Consider the following 18,642-nt stretch of genomic DNA (forward strand, 5'->3'; position numbering starts at 1 on the left):
CCGCCACGCGCCCCCGTTCCTGGCTACTTCTCTTCGCCGTCGGCCTTGCTCAACGCCCGGTCCGCGGTCGCGACCAGCCTGCGGTTGAACTGATACTGGGCGGCGACAAGCTTGTCGGCCAGTTCGATAGCGGCGTCGACAATCCTGGTGCGCAGCGGTTGCACCGCCTCCGGGATTGCGTCGTCGAGGGTCTTGTGGAACGCCCGAAGCGCCTCCGCCGCGGCGTGCTGGCCGGCTTTGGCCGATTCGCGTACCTCGTCGAGCAGGTCGGTCGAACGCGATGCGATGGACGTCGATTCAGTCGTGTCAGGCATGCCAGTTCCTTTCCTGGGGTTGATTCCTTCACTACCGCCGCCGACGCTATTCGGCGCGGTGGGCCGCGTACTACGGGCGAAGGTCCCATCGTCGGTGCCAATGGTCTTTCGCCGTGGGCGTAGTGTGACCAGCGCAACCGCCGCTCAGGGCACCCTTGGTAGACCGATCCCCGGAATTGCGTCACACTGGTGTTGTGAAAATCCGGACCGGCATCGACGACGCCGCCGTGAGCGTGGCGGCCGCGGCGGCACGGGATGGTCACACCCGCCGCGCCATCGTGCGCCTGCTACTGGAGTCCGGATCGATCACCGCCGGTGAGATCGGCGACCGGCTCGGGCTGGCGGCCGCCGGCGTGCGTCGCCACCTCGACGCACTGATCGAGGCGGGCGACGCCGAGTCGGTACCCGCCGCGGCCTGGCAGCAGGCGGGGCGCGGCCGCCCAGCCAAGCGTTTCCGGCTGACGGCGGCGGGCCGCGCCAAGCTCGAGCACGCCTACGACGACCTGGCGGTGGCGGCCATGCGGCAGCTGCGCGAGATCGGCGGGGAGGACGCCGTCCGCACGTTCGCCCGGCGGCGCGTCGACGCGATCCTGGGCGGCGTGCCGGCCGCCGGCAGCGACGACGACGCCGAAGTCGAGGCCGCCGCCGAGCGCGTGGCCGGTGCGCTCACCAAGGCGGGTTACGTCGCCACCACCGCACGTGTCGGCGGCCCGATCCACGGCGTGCAGATCTGCCAGCACCACTGCCCGGTGTCGCACGTCGCCGAGGAATTCCCGGAGCTGTGCGAAGCCGAGCAGCAGGCCATGGCCGAGGTACTCGGGACCCACGTGCAGCGGTTGGCGACCATCGTCAACGGCAACTGCGCCTGCACCACCCACGTACCACTGACCCCGGCGCCCAGCCCGCGTCGCGACACCACGAGCATCGAAGGAGCGTCGTTATGACCCTCACGCCCGAGGCCCAGCAGGCCATCAAGACGGCAGACGGGCCGTTGACCCAGGAGCAGGCCATCGCCTCGTTGGGCCGCTACGGCTACGGCTGGGCGGACTCGGACGTCGCGGGAGCCAGCGCGCAGCGCGGGCTGTCCGAGGCGGTGGTCCGCGACATCTCGGGGAAGAAGGACGAACCCGACTGGATGCTGCAGACGCGACTGAAGGCGCTGCGGATCTTCGACCGCAAGCCGATGCCGAACTGGGGCTCGGACCTGTCCGGCATCGACTTCGACAACATCAAATACTTCGTGCGGTCCACCGAGAAGCAGGCCGCCTCATGGGATGACCTGCCCGAGGACATCCGCAACACCTACGACAGGCTGGGCATCCCGGAGGCCGAGAAGCAGCGCCTGGTCGCCGGTGTCGCGGCGCAGTACGAGTCCGAGGTGGTCTACCACCAGATCCGCGAGGACCTGGAGTCCCAGGGCGTCATCTTCGTCGACACCGACACGGGTCTGCGGCAACATCCCGAGCTCTTCCAGCAGTACTTCGGCACCGTCATCCCGGCGGGGGACAACAAGTTCTCCGCCCTGAACACCGCGGTGTGGAGCGGTGGTTCGTTCATCTACGTCCCGCCGGGCGTGCACGTCGACATCCCGCTGCAGGCCTACTTCCGGATCAACACCGAGAACATGGGTCAGTTCGAGCGGACGCTGATCATCGTCGACGAAAACGCCTACGTGCATTACGTGGAGGGCTGCACCGCGCCCATCTACACGTCGGACTCGCTGCACTCGGCGGTGGTGGAGATCATCGTCAAGCCCGGCGGCCGTTGCCGCTACACCACCATCCAGAACTGGTCGAACAACGTCTACAACCTGGTCACCAAGAGGGCCCGCGCGGAGGCCGGCGCCACTATGGAGTGGGTCGACGGCAACATCGGGTCCAAGGTGACCATGAAGTACCCGGCGGTGTGGATGACCGGGGAGCACGCCAAGGGTGAGGTGTTGTCGGTCGCCTTCGCCGGCGAGGGCCAGCACCAGGACGCCGGCGCCAAGATGCTGCACCTGGCGCCCAACACGTCGAGCAACATCGTCTCCAAGTCGGTGGCCCGCGGCGGCGGCCGCACCTCCTACCGCGGCCTGGTGCAGGTGAACAAGGGCGCGCACGGTTCGCGCTCCAGCGTGAAATGCGATGCGCTGCTGGTCGATACGATCAGCCGCAGCGACACCTATCCCTACGTCGACATCCGCGAGGACGACGTCACGATGGGCCACGAGGCCACCGTGTCCAAGGTCAGCGACAACCAGCTGTTCTACCTGATGAGCCGCGGGCTGACCGAGGACGAGGCGATGGCGATGGTGGTGCGTGGCTTCGTCGAACCGATCGCCAAGGAACTGCCCATGGAGTACGCGCTGGAGCTCAACCGGCTCATCGAGCTGCAGATGGAGGGCGCGGTCGGATGACGGCTGCTGCTGCCCTGAACAAGGGTGAGTTGTTCGCGTCCTTCGACGTGGACGCCTTCGAGGTGCCCAGCGGGCGCGACGAGATCTGGCGGTTCACCCCGCTGCGGCGACTCCGGGGGCTGCACGACGGCTCGGCCCAGGCCACCGGTAAGGCGCAGATCAGCGTCCGCGAACAGCCCGGCGTGCAGGTCGAGACCGTCCGCCGTGGTGACGAGCGGCTGGGCCGCGGCGGTGTACCCACCGATCGGGTTGCTGCGCAAGCGTTTTCGTCGTTTAATTCCGCGACGCTGGTGAGCGTCGGGCGGGACACGCGGATCGCCGAGCCGGTCAACATCACTGTGACGGGCCCCGGGGAGGGGGCCGTCGCCTACGGGCACCTGCAGATCAGCGTCGCCGAACTCGGCGAGGCGGTCGTGGTGATCGACCACCGGGGGAGCGGAACCTACGCCGACAACGTCGAATTCATCGTCGGCGACGCCGCCCGGCTCACCGTGGTGTGGGTCGCGGACTGGGCCGACGACATGGTGCACGTGAGCGCGCACCACGCCAGGCTGGGTAAGGACGCGGTGCTGCGGCACGTCGCCGTCACCCTGGGCGGCGAGGTGGTGCGGATGTCGGCCAACGTGCGATACGCCGCCCCGGGCGGGGACGCGGAGCTGCTGGGCTTGTACTTCGCCGACGACGGGCAGCACCTGGAATCGCGGCTGCTGGTCGACCACGCGCAGCCCAACTGCAAGTCCAACGTGCTCTACAAGGGTGCGCTGCAAGGGGATCCGTCGTCGCAGCGGCCCGACGCGCACACCGTCTGGGTGGGCGACGTGCTGATCCGCGCCGAGGCCACCGACACCGAGACCTTCGAGGTGAACCGCAACCTGGTGCTCACCGACGGGGCGCGCGCCGACTCGGTGCCCAACCTGGAGATCGAGACCGGCGAGATCGTCGGTGCCGGACACGCCAGTGCCACGGGGCGTTTCGACGACGAGCAACTGTTCTACCTGCGGGCCCGCGGCATCCCCGAAGATCAGGCGCGGCGGCTGGTGGTGCGCGGCTTCTTCGGCGAGATCATCTCGAAGATCGCCGTGCCCGACATCCGGGAACGCCTGACCGCCGCCATCGAACACGAACTGGAAATCACGGAGAAGACAACGGCATAATGACGACTTTGGAAATCAAGGACCTGCACGTCAGCGTCGAAGACCCCAACGCCCCCGAGGGAAGCCGCGAGATCCCCATCCTCAACGGCGTCAATTTGACCGTGAAATCCGGTGAGACGCATGCGGTGATGGGGCCCAACGGGTCAGGCAAGTCCACACTGTCCTACGCGATCGCCGGTCACCCGAAGTACCGGGTGACATCCGGGTCGATCACGCTCGACGGCCAGAACGTGCTGGACATGAGCGTCGACGAGCGCGCCCGCGCCGGCCTGTTCCTGGCCATGCAGTACCCCGTCGAGGTCCCGGGTGTGTCGATGTCGAACTTCCTGCGCAGCGCGGCGACCGCCGTCCGCGGCGGGCCGCCGAAACTGCGGCACTGGGTCAAGGAGGTCAAGGCCGCCATGGCCGACCTCGACATCGACCCGGCGTTCGCCGAACGCAGTGTCAACGAAGGGTTTTCCGGTGGCGAGAAGAAGCGCCACGAGATCCTGCAGCTGGGGCTGCTCAAGCCGAAGATCGCCATCCTCGACGAGACCGACTCCGGCCTGGACGTCGACGCGCTGCGGGTGGTCAGCGAGGGCGTCAACCGCTATGCCGAGGCGGAGCACGGCGGCATCCTGTTGATCACCCACTACACCCGGATCCTGCGCTACATCCGCCCGCAGTTCGTGCACGTCTTCGTCGGTGGCCGGATCGTCGAATCCGGCGGTCCGGAGCTGGCCGACGAACTCGAGGAGAACGGCTACGTGCGCTTCACCGAAGCGGCGGCGGCCGCAGGGGCGTAACCATGGCGGGGACAGCACTGGACGTCGACGCGATCCGCGCCGACTTCCCCATCTTGAAGCGCGTGATGCGCGGCGGAAAGCAGTTGGCGTACCTGGATTCCGGCGCGACGTCGCAGCGCCCGCTGCAGGTGCTCGACGCCGAGCGCGAGTTCCTGATCACCTCCAACGGCGCGGTGCATCGTGGTGCGCACCAGCTGATGGAGGAGGCGACCGACGCCTACGAGCAGGGCCGCGCCGACATCGCGGCGTTCGTCGGCGCCGGTGCCGACGAACTGGTGTTCACCCGCAACGCCACCGAGGCGCTCAACTTGGCGTCATACGTGCTGGGGGACAACAGGTTTGAGCGCGCCCTCGATGAGGGTGACGTCATCGTCACCACCGAACTCGAGCACCATGCCAACATCGTCCCGTGGCAGGAGCTGGCCCGTCGCACCGGCGCCACGCTGCGCTGGTACGGCGTCACGGAAGACGGGCGCATCGACCTGGACTCGCTGGAACTCGACGAGCGCGTGAAAGTCGTTGCCTTCAGCCACCACTCGAACGTGACAGGCGCGGTGGCGCCGGTGGCCGAACTGGTCGGCCGCGCCCGGGCGGTGGGGGCGGTGACGGTGCTGGACGCCTGCCAGTCGGTGCCGCACCAGCCCGTGGACCTGCACGCGCTCGACGTCGACTTCGCCGCGTTCTCCGGGCACAAGATGCTGGCGCCCAACGGGGTCGGCGTGCTCTATGCCCGTCGCGAGGTGCTGTCGGAACTCCCGCCCTTCCTCACCGGGGGGTCGATGATCGAGACGGTGACCATGGAGGCGTCCACCTACGCGCCGGCGCCGCAACGGTTCGAGGCCGGCACGCCGATGACCTCCCAGGTTGTCGGGTTGGGTGCTGCCGCACGGTATCTGGGCGGCATCGGCATGGACGCGGTCGAGGCGCACGAGCGCGAGCTGGTCGCCGCGGCCATCGACGGGCTCTCGCGCATCGACGGCGTGCGGATCGTCGGCCCGACCACGATGGAGAACCGGGGCTCGCCCGTCTCGTTCATCGTGGACGGGGTGCACGCGCACGACGTCGGGCAGGTGCTCGACGACGACGGCGTCGCGGTGCGGGTGGGGCATCATTGCGCGATGCCGCTGCACCGCCGGTTCGGGCTGGCGGCGACTGCCCGGGCGTCGTTCGCCGTGTACAACACCGCCGACGAGGTCGACCGACTGGTGGCCGGCGTGCGACGCGCGCTCGAATTCTTTGGGAGAGAATGACGGTGCGCCTCGAGCAGATGTATCAGGACGTGATCCTGGACCATTACAAGCATCCGCAGCACCGCGGGCTGCGGGAGCCGTTCGGCGCGCAGGTCCATCACGTCAACCCGGTCTGCGGTGACGAGGTGACCCTGCGGGTCGCCCTGTCCGACGACGGTCAGCGCGTCGCGGACGTCTCCTATGACGGGCAAGGCTGCTCGATCAGCCAGGCGGCCACCTCGGTGCTGACCCAGCAGGTGATCGGGCAGACCGTGCCGGAGGCGCTCGACACCGTCGCCGCATTCACCGAGATGGTGTCCTCGCGCGGCACCGTCGAGGGTGACGAGGACGTCCTCGGCGACGGCATCGCGTTCGCCGGGGTGGCCAAATACCCGGCCCGGGTGAAATGCGCTCTGCTGGGCTGGATGGCGTTCAAGGACGCATTGGCCCAGGCTTGCGCGGACAGGGGCGCCGACTTCGAGGAGGAGAAGGATGAGCGAGACCGCCGCACCGGGTGACGAATTTCTTGCCGACCTCGAGGAGGCGATGCGCGACGTCGTCGACCCCGAATTGGGCATCAACGTCGTCGATCTCGGTTTGGTGTACGGCCTCAACGTGGAGGAGGGCGACGAGGGCACCGTCGCCCTGCTCGACATGACGCTGACCTCGGCGGCCTGCCCGCTGACCGACGTCATCGAGGACCAGTCCCGCAGCGCGCTCGTCAGCAGCGGGCTGGTCGACGATCTGCGGATCAACTGGGTGTGGAATCCGCCCTGGGGTCCGGACAAGATCACCGAGGACGGACGCGAGCAGCTGCGCGCCCTCGGCTTCACCGTCTGAACGCTGCCCCGGCCGGCTTCGCCGCGCTGCGATCACCGCTAGGCCCGATGGCGGCGACCCGCTGCGCCCGGCTTCGCCGCGCTTGCGATCGCCGCTAGGCCCGATGGCGGCGACCCGCTGCGCCCGGCTTCGCCGCGCTTGCGATCGCCGCTAAAGGTGGAAGGGCAGATGGGGCAGGTGCAGGTGGTGGTGCGGGCGCCCCATCGGCGGACACGTCTGCAGGCTGATTGTCGTCGCCTGCAGCGCCCTACCGTCGTTCGTTCCCTGGGCCCCCATGCACGTGCCGTTCGTGATCGCCTGGGTGTTGCTGATCGTCTGCTTCTTGTAGGACGTCGCGTCGGTGACCGCCACCGTGGTGGGGCCGCCCGGCCCAATCCCGTTGACGGCAATCGTGTTTCCCGACACCGACGCGACCGTGCCGTAGAAGCCGGCCGGCGGCGGGCACTTGCCGTCGACGGGCGCCGTGATCATGACGGTCTGCGCGGTAACGCCGGCGGCCGGTGAACTCTGCGGGGTGGCTCGCACGTTGACACAGCTACCCGGAGTGACATCTGGGAGCTTGGCCGGGGCAACCTGGAAGACCGGTGTCGCAGGAGCAAAGTCCACGGTCGCCGAACCGCTGCGCGTTCTGAGCTGAATCTTGTCGCCGGCCACCGACTGGACCATGCCCTCCACGTAGTCCTTGCCCACGGGCGGGGGTGCCGCCGACGGCGCCGCGCTCGGCGGCACCGCGCTGGGCGGTGCCGCGGCCGCCGCCGCCGGTTTGGCGGTATTGCCGGTGGTCGTGTCACTCGACCGGCACATGGCGACGCCCAGCAGGACCACCGCGACGACGGCGACGAGCGCGAGCCGCGCCAACCGCCGGTTCACCGAAGTGGTGGGCATCGACACACCTCCGAACGCGGGCTGGCCATCGCCAGCGAATACCCAGGCGGGCGCGGATATCACCTCGCGCCCGCCTGGTGTGACGGTAATCTCGTGCGGCCGCGATCAGCCGTGGGCGTGCGGCGGCTTGGCCGGGCCCCCGCACTTGCCGTCGGTGGCCGGCCGGACGTTGATGCTGGTCGCCTGCAGCGCGCTGCTGCTGTCCTTGGTTCCGCGCGCGGTGAGGCACTTGCCCGGCGCGATCGCGTCCGTGGTGGCCGGCGACTGTTTCATGTACCTGGTCTTGTCGTCGACCGTCACGGCCGTCTGGGTGGTGTTGCCGCTCGGGTCAGTGCCCGTGACGTTGATGGTGTTACCGGTGACCGAAGCCACCGCTCCCTGCACGGACGCAGGCTGTGCCGGCGGCGGCGTCGGCGCACCGGACGGGGCGGGGCTGGGCGAACCACCGGGCGCCGTCTTGGGCTTCGGGCAGGTGCCGTTGACCGACGGGCTGACCTTCACCGACGCCGCGGTGACCTGCTGCCCGCCCTGCGCCTCCTTGGTGGGCCGGACGGTGACGCAGTTGCCCGTGGTGACGTCGGTGAGTGCGGCCGGGGTGACCTCGGTGACCTTGGTCGTCGCGGTGAAGTTCACGGCGGCGGTGGCGTTGTCCTCCTGGGTCACCTGAACGGAATTGCCCGCCACCGAGGCGATCAGGCCGCTGACCCGCGCCTCACCGGCGGCCGGCGCCGGCGACGTGGTGGTCGAGGTGACGGTGGACGTCGACGTCGACGGCGGACTGGACTTGTTGGACGAGCCGCAGGCGGCGATGGACAACGCGGTGGTTCCCGCGACGGCGACTACCGCGACGCGGGTGAATAGAGCCGTGTGACTGCTGGCAGACATCAACGCTTCTCCAATCGTGGTCAGGACCAACGAAAGGGTTTACCCGCCGAACCTGTAGCTAACCTGTGTGTAATCCGGGCGCACTCAGAATGCGTTTTCGGAAACCCGCATGACGTCGTCGTCGATGGACTCGATGACTTTGCGCAGGGAGGTGAGCTTCGGCAGCATGTTCTTGGCGAAGAACGCCGCGGTCGCAACTTTCCCCTGGTAGAACGCCAGGTCGTCGCCGGCCGCGTCCGCCAGCGCGGCGTTGGCGACGCCGGCCTGCACCAGCAGCCGCCAGCCGATGAGCAGATCGCCCACCGCCAGCAGATACCGCACCGATCCGAGCCCGACTTTGTAGATTTCACTTGGATGTTGCGCGGCGGACATCAGGTAACCGGTCAACGCGCCCGTCATCGCCGTGACCTCGTCGAGCGCGGTCTGCAGCAGCTGGGCCTGCGGTTTGAGCGCCTCGTCGCAGGAGTCGATCGTCGCGGTGATCTGAGCCGTCACGAACTGCAGCGCCTCGCCACGATCGCGGACGATCTTGCGGAAGAAGAAGTCCAGCGCCTGGATCGCCGTGGTGCCCTCGTAGAGCGAATCGATCTTGGAATCACGGATGTACTGCTCGAGCGGGTAGTCCTGCAGGAAGCCCGAACCGCCGAGCGTCTGCAGCGATTCGGTCAGGACTTCGTAGGCCCGTTCGGAGCTCACACCCTTCACGATCGGCAGCAGCAAGTCGTCCACCCGGTGCGCCATCTCGTGATCGGCACCCGAAACGTGTTGCGCGACAGCGTCTTCCTGGTGGGCGGCGGCATACATGTAGAGCGCCCGCAGGCCCTCGGCGTAGGCCTTCTGCGTCATCAGGCTGCGACGCACGTCGGGGTGGTGCATGATCGTGACCCGCGGCGCGGTCTTGTCGGACATCTGCGTCAGGTCAGCACCCTGCACCCGTTCCTTGGCGAAGGCCAGCGCGTTGAGGTAACCGGTGGACAGGGTTCCGGCGGCCTTGACGCCGATCGTCATGCGCGCGTGCTCGATCACGGTGAACATCTGCGCGATCCCGTTGTGCACGTCGCCCACCAGGTAGCCGACCGCGGGCACATCCGTTGCGCCGAAAGTCAATTCGCATGTGGGGGAGGACTTGATCCCCATTTTGTGTTCCACGCCCGTCGTGAAAACGCCGTTGCGGGGCCCAAGTTCGAACGTCTCCGGGTCGAAGAGGTATTCGGGCACGTAGAACAGGCTCAGCCCCTTGGTGCCCGGGCCGGCGCCCTCCGGTCGGGCCAGCACCAGGTGGAAGATGTTCTCGGCGGTGTCACCCACGTCGCCGCCGGAGATGAAGCGCTTGACGCCCTCGATATGCCAAGTGCCGTCGGGTTGTTCGATGGCCTTGGCGCGGCCCGCGCCGACGTCGGAGCCGGCATCGGGTTCGGTGAGCACCATGGTGGCCGCCCACCCACGCTCCACACCCTCGGCGGCCCAGCGCCGTTGCTCTTCGTTGCCCTCGACGTACAGCGCCTGCGCCATCAGCGGGCCGAGGCAGAAGAAGTTGGCAGAAGGGTTGGCGCAGATGATCATTTCGTTGACCCCCCACGCCAGCGGCGGCGGCGCGGCCATGCCGCCGATCTGTTCGTCGAGCATCAGCCGCCACCAGCCGGCCTCTTTGATCGTCTCCACCGTCTTGGCCAACTCGGGCGCCACGCTGATGGTGTGGGTGGCCGGGTCGAACACCGGCGGATTGCGGTCGGCGAAGGCGAAGGTTTCCGCAACCGGGCCTTCGGCCAGGCGGGCGGCTTCGTCCAGGATCGTCCGGACCGTGTCCTCGTCGAGGTCGGCGTACGGGCCGGTGCCCAGGACGGCGCCCACGCCGAGAACCTCGAACAGGTTGAACTCGATGTCGCGGACGTTTGCGATGTAGTGGCCCAACGCGATTCCCTCACTGGTCCTCGAGGCGGCGGATCGTCCGCATCAGTGTCTCCGACGTGGGAAAACGTACGCAACCGTAACCTACGGCGGGCCGCAGGCAGGTTACGACCCGGTGTCGTCGTGCCGAACCGGGCGCGCGCGGTTGCGTTGGGCCGTAGGCGAATCCGGCGATGCGGTTGCGACGACCCGGCGGCGCACGCACCGCCGTCGTCGACCGGGAACACCGCGCCGGGTTCCGGCGTTGGAGCAAATGTGACAACACTCGATCTCACGGCTGAGAAGTTCAACGAAACCATCGAGGGCAACGACATCGTCCTCGTCGATTTCTGGGCGTCGTGGTGCGGACCGTGCCGCCAGTTCGGGCCCACCTTCCAGGCGTCTTCGGAGAAGCATCCCGACATCGTGCACGCGAAGGTCGACACCGAGGCCGAACAGCAGCTGGCCGCGGCCGCCCAGATCCGGTCCATCCCCACGCTGATGGCCTTCAAGAAGGGCAAACTGTTGTTCAATCAGGCCGGCGCGCTGCCGCCCGCGGCCCTCGAAGACTTGGTCCAGCAGATCAGGGCATTCGACGTGGACGCGGCCCAGGCCGGCCAGGCCGAATAGTTCCGGCCCCGAGGCCCGCGATCCCGCGAATCGGGGGAGCGAACGGTCAGGAGGCCGGAATCGGCGCACCCTCCGGCGGCGCGACGTGCCCCGCACCTTCTACGGGTATGGCATGCGGCGGGGGATCCCGGCGCATCCACGCCGCTGCCGATGTGTTTGTGGGGGTGGTGACCCACGTACCCACGGCCGCCGAGGTCGGCGACGAAGTCCCACCGACAGCCGGCTCGCCGCGGGGTACTGCACTGGCGTCTGGACGGGGGATGGGGTACCGCAGGCCTACTTGTGAGGCAGGCAGAGCAGCTAGCGTGCCCAGGAACAGAAAACAGGCTTCCTTGAAGCCCTCGATGCGTGCTCTGAGCATTAGCTTCCTAAACCGTGAGAACGAGGGGCGATTTGCTTTACCCGTGCGTACGCGATGACAAACTTGGAAATTTCTCCAAATTCCGACTTCGAAACTAGAGGATCCCGCCATCGTCGGGGCTGCGCACCCCACGCGCTAGGTTGCTTGGGTGAGCTTGGTACTGGTAGAGCACCCGCGGCCCGGCGTCGCGCTGATAACCCTCAATCGTCCCGAGCGGATGAACTCCATGGCGTTCGACGTCATGGTGCCGCTCAAAGAGGCCCTCGAGAAGGTCCGGTACGACAATTCCGTGCGCGTGGTCGTGCTGACCGGGGCGGGCCGGGGGTTCTCCTCTGGCGCCGACCACAAGTCCGCGGGCTCGGTGCCCCACGTCGAGGGGCTGACCCGCCCGACTTACGCGCTGCGCTCCATGGAGGTCCTCGACGAGGTCATCCTGGGGCTGCGGCGCCTCCACCAGCCGGTGATCGCCGCGGTCAACGGCCCGGCCATCGGCGGCGGGCTGTGCCTGGCGCTGGCCTGCGACATCCGGGTCGCCTCGACCGGCGCGTACTTTCGCGCGGCCGGCATCAACAACGGCCTGACCGCCAGCGAACTGGGGCTGAGCTACCTGCTGCCCAGGGCCATCGGCTCGTCGCGGGCCTTTGAAATCATGCTGACCGGACGCGACGTCACCGCCGAGGAGGCCGAGCGCATCGGGCTGGTGTCGTGCCAGGTGCCCGACGAGCAGTTGCTGGACACCTGCTACGCGATTGCGGCGCGGATCGCGGCGTTCTCGCGGCCGGGAATCGAGTTGACCAAGCGCACACTGTGGAGTGGACTGGACGCCGGTAGCCTGGAAGGGCACATGCAAGCCGAAGGCTTGGGCCAGCTGTTCGTTCGTCTGCTCACCGCCAACTTCGAAGAAGCGGTTGCTGCGCGCGCGGAAAAGCGGCCGCCGGTGTTCACCGACGACAAATAGCCACCACACAAGGGAGTAGATGTGATCACGGCCACGGACCTCGAGGTCCGCGCTGGTGCGCGCATTCTGCTCTCACCGGACGGCCCGGACCTGCGCGTGCAGCCCGGCGACCGCATCGGGCTGGTCGGTCGCAACGGCGCGGGCAAGACCACCACCCTGCGCATCCTGGCGGGCGAGACCGAACCGTATGCGGGATCCGTCGCGCGCGCCGGTGAAATCGGTTATCTGCCACAGGATCCCAAAGAGGGCGACCTCGAAGTCCTGGCCCGCGACCGGGTCCTGTCCGCCCGCGGTCTGGACGTGCTGCTCACCGACCTGGAAAAGCAGCAGGCGTTGATGGCCGAGGTCGCCGACGACGACGCCCGCGACCGCGCCATCCGCCGCTACGGACAGCTCGAGGAGCAGTTCGTCGCGTTGGGCGGCTACGGCGCCGAGAGTGAAGCCAGCCGCATCTGCGCGAGCCTCGGCTTGCCGGACCGGGTGCTGACGCAGAAGCTGCGCACGCTGTCCGGTGGGCAGCGCCGCCGGGTGGAGCTGGCGCGCATCCTGTTCGCCGCGTCGGACACCGGTGCTGGGTCGTCGACCACGCTGCTGCTCGACGAGCCCACCAACCACCTGGACGCGGATTCGATCGGCTGGTTGCGTGATTTTCTGCGGACCCACACCGGCGGCCTGGTGATCATCAGCCACAACGTCGAGCTGCTCGCCGACGTCGTGAACCGGGTGTGGTTTCTGGACGCCGTGCGCGGCGAGGTCGACGTCTACAACATGGGTTGGCAAAAGTACCTGGACGCCCGGGCCACCGACGAACAGCGCCGCCGCCGCGAGCGCGCCAACGCCGAACGCAAGGCCTCCGCGTTGCGCACCCAAGCGGCCAAGCTGGGCGCCAAAGCCACGAAAGCCGTTGCGGCGCAAAACATGTTGCGCCGTGCCGATCGGATGATGGCCGCGCTCGACGAGGAGCGAGTGGCCGACAAGGTGGCCCGCATCAAGTTCCCGACCCCCGCCCCGTGCGGGCGCACACCGTTGGTCGCCAAGGGACTGAGCAAGTCGTACGGCTCGCTGGAGGTGTTCACCGGCGTCGACCTGGCCATCGACCGCGGCTCTCGGGTGGTGGTGCTGGGCCTCAACGGCGCCGGCAAGACCACGCTGCTGCGACTGCTGGCCGGCACCGAGCAGCCCGACACCGGCGGGCTGGAGCCGGGGCACGGTTTGCGCATGGGCTACTTCGCGCAGGAGCACGACACTCTCGACAACGACGCGAGCGTGTGGGAGAACATCCGGCACGCAGCGCCCGATTCGGGGGAGCAGGACCTGCGCGGCCTGTTGGGCGCGTTCATGTTCAGCGGCCCGCAACTCGACCAGCCGGCGGGCACCCTGTCGGGCGGGGAGAAGACCCGGCTCGCGCTGGCCGGCCTGGTGGCCTCCACGGCCAACGTGCTGCTGCTCGATGAACCGACGAACAACCTGGATCCCGCCTCGCGCGAACAGGTCCTCGACGCGCTGCGCAGCTATCAGGGTGCGGTGGTCCTGGTGACGCACGACCCCGGGGCGGCCGAGGCGCTGGACCCGCAGCGCGTGGTGCTGCTGCCCGACGGCACCGAGGACTTCTGGTCCGACGAATACCGGGATCTCATCGAGCTCGCCTGACTTCGGTCAAATCGGCCCGCGGGCGGCGCCGGCTTTTTACTCTTGGTGCTTGCGATCGTGTTCGGGCGCGGAGGGCATCCATGAAAAGGACGCTGCAGAGGTCGAAGAAGACCCGCGAGCAATTGTTGTTCGAGCTGCGTAACGCCTATGAGGGCGGGGCCAGCATCCGCACGTTGGCGGCCAGCACCGGGAGATCGTACGGATCGGTTCACGCCCTGCTGCTGCAGGCGGGCACCACGATGCGCGGCCGGGGTGGCCCCAACCACACGTCGCGGACCGCGCGGGCGTAGCGTCGCCGCGCTACTCGCGCGGTACGGAATCCCCGGATTCGTTGCGCCGCACCGACTTCTCCACCAGGTCGAGCACGGCGGACAACCGCCGCGGGTCCTCGCCTGAGGCCAGCCGCGCCACCAGGCCGTCGAGCACCAACTCCAGATAGCACTGCAACACGTCGCCGGGCACGTCGTCACGCACCCGTTGCGCTTCCTTCTGCCGGCGCAACCGATCGGTCGTCGCCGCCGCCAGTTCCGCGGACCGCTCGGCCCAACCGCGGTTGAAGTCCGGGTCGTTGCGCAGCTTGCGCGCGATCTCCAACCTGGTGGCCAGCCAGTCGAACTGGTCGGGGGCGGCGAGCATGTCGCGCATCACCTGGATGAGGCCCTCGCGCGACGCCACGTCGGCCATCCGCTCGGCGTCCTCGTGTGCCAGCGCGAAGAACAGCGCGTCCTTGTCCCGGAAGTGGTGAAAGATCGCGCCGCGCGACATCCCGATCGCCTGTTCCAGCCGCCGCACGGTGGCCCTGTCGTAGCCGTGTTCGGCGAAGCAGCGGCGGGCGCCGTCGAGGATCTGGCGGCGGCGCGCCGCCAGATGGTCCTCACTGACTTTTGGCATGGGCCGGAGTTGGCCGGTTGCTTAGCCCGACTTCAGCATGTTGCGCAGCACGTACTGCAGGATGCCGCCGTTGCGGTAGTAGTCGGCCTCGCCCGGAGTGTCGATGCGCACCACCGCGTCGAACTCGATCGGATCGCCGGACTCCTTGGCCGCCTTCACCCGCACCGTCTTGGGCGTCTTGCCGTCGTTGAGCGCCTCGATGCCGGTGATGTCGAACACCTCGGTGCCGTCCAGCCCCAATTCCTTGGCGGACTTGCCCTCGGGGAACTGCAGCGGGATCACGCCCATGCCGATCAGGTTGGAGCGGTGGATGCGCTCGAACGACTCGGCGATCACCGCCCGCACGCCCAGCAGCAGGGTGCCCTTGGCCGCCCAGTCCCGCGACGAACCGGACCCGTACTCCTTGCCGCCCAGGACCACCAGCGGAATGTTCTGCGCCGCATAGTTTTGCGCGGCGTCGTAGATGAACGCCTGCGGGCCGCCGTCTTGGGTGAAGTCGCGGGTGTAGCCCCCCGACACGTCGTCGAGCAACTGGTTGCGGAGCCGGATGTTGGCGAACGTGCCGCGGATCATCACCTCGTGGTTGCCGCGCCGGGAGCCGAAGGAGTTGTAGTCCTTGCGCTCCACGCCGTGCTCGTCGAGGTACTGCGCCGCAGGGGTGCCCGGCTTGATGGCGCCGGCGGGGGAGATGTGGTCGGTGGTCACCGAGTCGCCCAGCAGGGCCAGCACCCGGGCGCCGGTGATGTCCTTGACCGGCTCGGGCTCCGCCGCCATGCCCTCGAAGTACGGGGGCTTGCGCACATACGTCGAATTCTGGTCCCACTCAAAGGTATTGCCGCTCGGCGTGGGCAGGTTGCGCCACCGTTCGTCACCCTTGAAGACGTCGGCGTAGTTCTTGGTGAACATCTCCTGGCTGATCGCCGAGGCGATGGTGTCCGAGACGTCCTTCTGCGACGGCCAGATGTCTTTCAGGAAGACGTCGTTGCCGTCTTTGTCGGTACCCAGCGGCTGGTTCTCGAAATCGAAGTCCATGGTCCCCGCCAACGCGTAGGCCACCACCAGCGGGGGCGACGCCAGGTAGTTCATCTTCACGTCGGGGTTGATCCGGCCCTCGAAGTTGCGGTTACCGGACAGCACCGCGGCCACCGAAAGGTCGTTGTCGTTGATCGCCTTGGAAATCTCCTCGGGCAGCGGGCCGGAGTTGCCGATGCACGTGGTGCAGCCGTAGCCGACCAGATAGAAGCCGAGCTTCTCGAGATACGGCCACAGGCCGGCCTTTTCGTAGTAGTCGTGGACCACCTGCGATCCCGGCGCCATCGTGGTCTTCACCCACGGCTTGGACGCCAGCCCCTTTTCGACAGCGTTGCGCGCCAACAGCGCCGCGCCCAGCATCACCTCGGGGTTGGAGGTGTTGGTGCACGACGTGACCGCCGCGATCACCACCGCGCCGTGGTCGAGCTCGAAATCGCCGCGGTCGCCGGACTTCACGCGCACCGGGTTGCTCACCCGGCCCTTGGCATGCGCCGCCGCCGATTCGAACTTCGGGGCGTCGTCGGCGTGACCGTTCTCCAGCGCCCCGGGGTCGCTGGCCGGGAAGGACTCGTCGACCGCCTCGTCGAGCTTGGAGTACTCCTTCTTGTCGGGGTCGTCGCCGACGTAGTCGCCGATCTGCGCGCGGAAGGTGGACTTGGCATCCGACAACGCGATTCGGTCCTGCGGGCGCTTCGGCCCGGCGATCGAGGGCACCACGTCGGAGAGGTTGAGTTCGAGGTATTCGGAGAAGGCCGGCTCGTGGGAGGGGTCGTGCCACATGCCCTGCTCTTTGGCGTAGGCCTCGACCAGCGCCAGCTGCTCCTCGTTGCGGCCGGTGAACCGCAGGTAGGAGATGGTCTCCTCGTCGATCGGGAAAATCGCTGCGGTGGAACCGAATTCGGGGCTCATGTTGCCCAGGGTGGCGCGGTTGGCCAGCGGCACCTCGGCCACGCCCTCGCCGTAGAACTCGACGAACTTGCCGACCACGCCGTGCTTGCGCAGCATCTCGGTGACGGTCAGCACCACGTCGGTCGCGGTGACGCCCGGCTGGATCTCACCGGTCAGCTTGAAGCCGACCACCCGCGGGATGAGCATCGACACCGGCTGACCCAGCATGGCGGCCTCGGCCTCGATGCCGCCGACGCCCCAGCCCAGCACGCCCAAGCCGTTGACCATGGTGGTGTGCGAGTCGGTGCCCACGCAGGTGTCGGGGTAGGCGACTCCGTCGCGTTCCATCACGACGCTGGCCAGGTACTCGATGTTGACCTGGTGCACGATGCCGGTCCCCGGCGGCACCACCTTGAAATCGCGGAAAGCGCCCTGGCCCCAGCGCAAGAACTGGTAGCGCTCGCCGTTGCGCTGGTACTCGATCTCGACGTTGCGCTCGAAGGAGTCGGCGGTGCCGAACAGGTCGGCGATCACCGAGTGGTCGATCACCAGGTCGGCCGGCGCCAGCGGGTTGACCTTTTCGGCCTTGCCGCCGAGGTCGCCGATGGCCTCCCGCATGGTGGCCAGGTCGACGATGCACGGCACCCCGGTGAAGTCCTGCATGACGACGCGGGCCGGCGTGTACTGGATCTCAATGCTGGGCTCCGCCTTGGGATCCCAGTTCGCGATGGCCTCGATGTGGTCCTTGGTGATGTTGCTGCCGTCCTCGTTGCGCAGCAGGTTCTCGGCCAGCACCTTGAGGCTGTAGGGGAGTTTCTCGGTGTTGGGGACGGCGTCGAGACGGTAGATCTGATAACTCTTGTCGCCGACCTTGAGGGTGTCGCGTGCTCCGAACGAGTTCACAGAATCTTCTTTGCTCACTTCAACTCCCGAGGATTAAGTTCTTCCACCGACGGGCCGTGTCGGCGGTGCGGTGCAACATTAACAGTACGCTTGTCCTGCATTAAAAGGGGCACCCGTACTCCCCAAGTCTTATCGCCTGAGTCGACGGTTTAAACCCCCCGAACCGAAGTCGCGTACGGTGCCTGTAGCGCTACGGCAGGAGGGACATCATGACCTGGCACCCGGCCCTACCCGTCTACATCCCGCAAGACGTCGACATGACCGCGGTCAAGGCCCAGGTCGCCGCCACGGGCGTCAGCGCGCCGGCGGCGGACATGCCCGGCCTGTTGCACATCGTCGACGAAGCCCACGCGCACGGCATCAACCTCAAGATCGTGCTGCTCGACCACAACCCTCCGAACGACACCCCGCTGCGCGACATCTCCACGGTGGTCGGCGCCGACTATCACGACGCCACCGTCCTGACCCTGAGCACGAGCTACGTCGGGAGCTACAGCACGCAATTCCCGCGCGTCACGCTCGAGGCCGGCGAGGATCACGCCAAGACGGGCAATCCGATCGTCTCGGCCCAGCACTTCCTCAACGAGCTGGAAGCCCCGGAATTTCCCTGGACGGGCCTGACCATCTTCCTGTTGCTCGCCGTGCTCGCGGCGGCGGTCGGGACCCGCTTCCTGCAGTTGCGCAGCAAGCGTTCAGCAACCCCGGCGGATTCGGCGGGGGCGCAGGAAGTGACGCCCACCAACACGGCCTAGCCAGGCGCGTCCGCCTCGGCCGAAACACGGTCACCGGGGTCGCGCTGCCACCGCGCGGCAAACACGGTAGGTCACCGTTCGGTCACATTAAACGCACGTAGAGAGTGCGATTTCGGCGGAGCGTTTGCACGCCCAAAAGTGTGACGTACGGTGCAAATGATGCTGCTGTTGTCTTTGGCGCCCTTTGTGAACTTCGTGGC

The 18,642-nt window shown here is 67.8% G+C and carries 18 protein-coding genes; 12 read left to right on the plus strand and 6 right to left on the minus strand.

All coding sequences use genetic code 11. The features are described 5' to 3' along the window. Window positions 1-23: 23 nt before the first annotated feature. The gene (locus tag A5713_RS05050) at window positions 24-314 is read right to left on the minus strand and encodes a hypothetical protein (protein ID WP_067925614.1); all 291 of its coding nucleotides are present in this window, start codon (window positions 312-314) and stop codon (window positions 24-26) included. Between the two features lie 155 nt (window positions 315-469). Here A5713_RS05050 and A5713_RS05055 point away from each other — a divergent pair, with 155 nt between their 5' ends. From A5713_RS05055 to A5713_RS05085, 7 genes are read left to right on the plus strand one after another with little or no spacing between them, the layout of a single operon-like run. Beyond that, window positions 470-1,258, plus strand: a complete 789-nt coding sequence (locus A5713_RS05055) for a metalloregulator ArsR/SmtB family transcription factor (protein ID WP_082972792.1) — start codon at window positions 470-472, stop codon at window positions 1,256-1,258. Further along, on the plus strand, window positions 1,255-2,712 hold the full coding sequence (gene sufB, locus A5713_RS05060; protein WP_067925607.1) for a Fe-S cluster assembly protein SufB: 1,458 nt from the start codon (window positions 1,255-1,257) through the stop codon (window positions 2,710-2,712). The genes A5713_RS05055 and sufB overlap by 4 nt, the downstream gene beginning before the upstream one ends. After that, window positions 2,709-3,866, plus strand: coding sequence for a Fe-S cluster assembly protein SufD (gene sufD, locus A5713_RS05065; RefSeq protein ID WP_068093192.1), 1,158 nt, complete (start codon window positions 2,709-2,711; stop codon window positions 3,864-3,866). The genes sufB and sufD overlap by 4 nt, the downstream gene beginning before the upstream one ends. After that, window positions 3,866-4,651, plus strand: coding sequence for a Fe-S cluster assembly ATPase SufC (gene sufC / locus A5713_RS05070; RefSeq protein ID WP_068093195.1), 786 nt, complete (start codon window positions 3,866-3,868; stop codon window positions 4,649-4,651). The genes sufD and sufC overlap by 1 nt, the downstream gene beginning before the upstream one ends. A gap of 2 nt (window positions 4,652-4,653) precedes the next feature. Next, window positions 4,654-5,901, plus strand: a complete 1,248-nt coding sequence (locus tag A5713_RS05075) for a cysteine desulfurase (protein WP_068093199.1) — start codon at window positions 4,654-4,656, stop codon at window positions 5,899-5,901. Beyond that, entirely contained in the window at window positions 5,898-6,398 is a 501-nt protein-coding gene (gene sufU, locus A5713_RS05080) for a Fe-S cluster assembly sulfur transfer protein SufU (protein ID WP_067925595.1), read from the plus strand. The genes A5713_RS05075 and sufU overlap by 4 nt, the downstream gene beginning before the upstream one ends. Continuing rightward, entirely contained in the window at window positions 6,373-6,720 is a 348-nt protein-coding gene (locus A5713_RS05085; protein ID WP_055405537.1) for a metal-sulfur cluster assembly factor, read from the plus strand. The genes sufU and A5713_RS05085 overlap by 26 nt, the downstream gene beginning before the upstream one ends. Window positions 6,721-6,870: 150 nt before the next feature. Here the strand turns inward: A5713_RS05085 and A5713_RS05090 are convergent, their stop codons facing one another. From A5713_RS05090 to A5713_RS05105, 3 genes are all read right to left on the minus strand, one after another. Beyond that, complete coding sequence (locus tag A5713_RS05090) at window positions 6,871-7,605, minus strand: DUF5666 domain-containing protein (RefSeq protein ID WP_068093279.1); 735 nt, start codon at window positions 7,603-7,605, stop codon at window positions 6,871-6,873. A gap of 105 nt (window positions 7,606-7,710) precedes the next feature. Further along, complete coding sequence (locus A5713_RS05095) at window positions 7,711-8,490, minus strand: DUF5666 domain-containing protein (RefSeq protein ID WP_197516296.1); 780 nt, start codon at window positions 8,488-8,490, stop codon at window positions 7,711-7,713. 84 nt (window positions 8,491-8,574) lie between these two features. Continuing rightward, window positions 8,575-10,401, minus strand: a complete 1,827-nt coding sequence (locus A5713_RS05105; protein ID WP_068093202.1) for an acyl-CoA dehydrogenase — start codon at window positions 10,399-10,401, stop codon at window positions 8,575-8,577. Window positions 10,402-10,653: 252 nt separating this feature from the next. Between A5713_RS05105 and trxA the strand changes: the two genes are divergently transcribed. From trxA to A5713_RS05125, 4 genes are all read left to right on the plus strand, one after another. After that, window positions 10,654-11,007: a thioredoxin gene (gene trxA / locus A5713_RS05110; protein ID WP_067925583.1), complete on the plus strand. Its 354-nt coding sequence runs from the start codon at window positions 10,654-10,656 to the stop codon at window positions 11,005-11,007. Between the two features lie 509 nt (window positions 11,008-11,516). Further along, entirely contained in the window at window positions 11,517-12,326 is an 810-nt protein-coding gene (locus A5713_RS05115; RefSeq protein ID WP_068093204.1) for an enoyl-CoA hydratase, read from the plus strand. A 21-nt stretch (window positions 12,327-12,347) separates the two neighbouring features. Then, complete coding sequence (locus A5713_RS05120; RefSeq protein ID WP_068093215.1) at window positions 12,348-13,976, plus strand: ABC-F family ATP-binding cassette domain-containing protein; 1,629 nt, start codon at window positions 12,348-12,350, stop codon at window positions 13,974-13,976. Next, window positions 13,973-14,266: a helix-turn-helix domain-containing protein gene (locus A5713_RS05125; protein ID WP_255398342.1), complete on the plus strand. Its 294-nt coding sequence runs from the start codon at window positions 13,973-13,975 to the stop codon at window positions 14,264-14,266. Before A5713_RS05120 ends, A5713_RS05125 begins: the two co-directional genes overlap by 4 nt. A gap of 10 nt (window positions 14,267-14,276) precedes the next feature. Here A5713_RS05125 and A5713_RS05130 read toward each other — a convergent pair whose 3' ends face one another. Together A5713_RS05130 and A5713_RS05135 are read right to left on the minus strand one after the other, a co-directional pair. Beyond that, window positions 14,277-14,867, minus strand: a complete 591-nt coding sequence (locus A5713_RS05130; protein ID WP_067925572.1) for a TetR/AcrR family transcriptional regulator — start codon at window positions 14,865-14,867, stop codon at window positions 14,277-14,279. A 21-nt stretch (window positions 14,868-14,888) separates the two neighbouring features. Then, window positions 14,889-17,708 carry an aconitate hydratase gene (locus A5713_RS05135; RefSeq protein WP_197516297.1) on the minus strand — a complete coding sequence of 940 codons (2,820 nt, stop codon included), beginning with the start codon at window positions 17,706-17,708 and terminating at the stop codon, window positions 14,889-14,891. Between the two features lie 191 nt (window positions 17,709-17,899). Between A5713_RS05135 and A5713_RS05140 the strand changes: the two genes are divergently transcribed. Further along, window positions 17,900-18,442, plus strand: coding sequence for a DUF6676 family protein (locus tag A5713_RS05140; RefSeq protein ID WP_068093224.1), 543 nt, complete (start codon window positions 17,900-17,902; stop codon window positions 18,440-18,442). Window positions 18,443-18,642 lie beyond the last annotated feature (200 nt).

Source organism: Mycobacterium sp. E2497 (assembly GCF_001668695.1).
GTDB lineage: Bacteria > Actinomycetota > Actinomycetes > Mycobacteriales > Mycobacteriaceae > Mycobacterium.

Bases quoted from the DNA above. Each gene is read 5' to 3' on its own strand.
- sufB (WP_067925607.1), top strand. From the start codon at position 1,255: ATGACCCTCACGCCCGAGGCCCAGCAGGCCATCAAGACGGCAGACGGG.
- sufC (WP_068093195.1), top strand. From the start codon at position 3,866: ATGACGACTTTGGAAATCAAGGACCTGCACGTCAGCGTCGAAGACCCC.
- A5713_RS05075 (WP_068093199.1), top strand. From the start codon at position 4,654: ATGGCGGGGACAGCACTGGACGTCGACGCGATCCGCGCCGACTTCCCC.
- A5713_RS05090 (WP_068093279.1), bottom strand. From the start codon at position 7,605: ATGCCCACCACTTCGGTGAACCGGCGGTTGGCGCGGCTCGCGCTCGTC.
- A5713_RS05130 (WP_067925572.1), bottom strand. From the start codon at position 14,867: ATGCCAAAAGTCAGTGAGGACCATCTGGCGGCGCGCCGCCGCCAGATC.
- sufD (WP_068093192.1), top strand. From the start codon at position 2,709: ATGACGGCTGCTGCTGCCCTGAACAAGGGTGAGTTGTTCGCGTCCTTC.
- A5713_RS05140 (WP_068093224.1), top strand. From the start codon at position 17,900: ATGACCTGGCACCCGGCCCTACCCGTCTACATCCCGCAAGACGTCGAC.
- A5713_RS05095 (WP_197516296.1), bottom strand. From the start codon at position 8,490: ATGTCTGCCAGCAGTCACACGGCTCTATTCACCCGCGTCGCGGTAGTC.
- A5713_RS05050 (WP_067925614.1), bottom strand. From the start codon at position 314: ATGCCTGACACGACTGAATCGACGTCCATCGCATCGCGTTCGACCGAC.
- sufU (WP_067925595.1), top strand. From the start codon at position 5,898: ATGACGGTGCGCCTCGAGCAGATGTATCAGGACGTGATCCTGGACCAT.
- A5713_RS05085 (WP_055405537.1), top strand. From the start codon at position 6,373: ATGAGCGAGACCGCCGCACCGGGTGACGAATTTCTTGCCGACCTCGAG.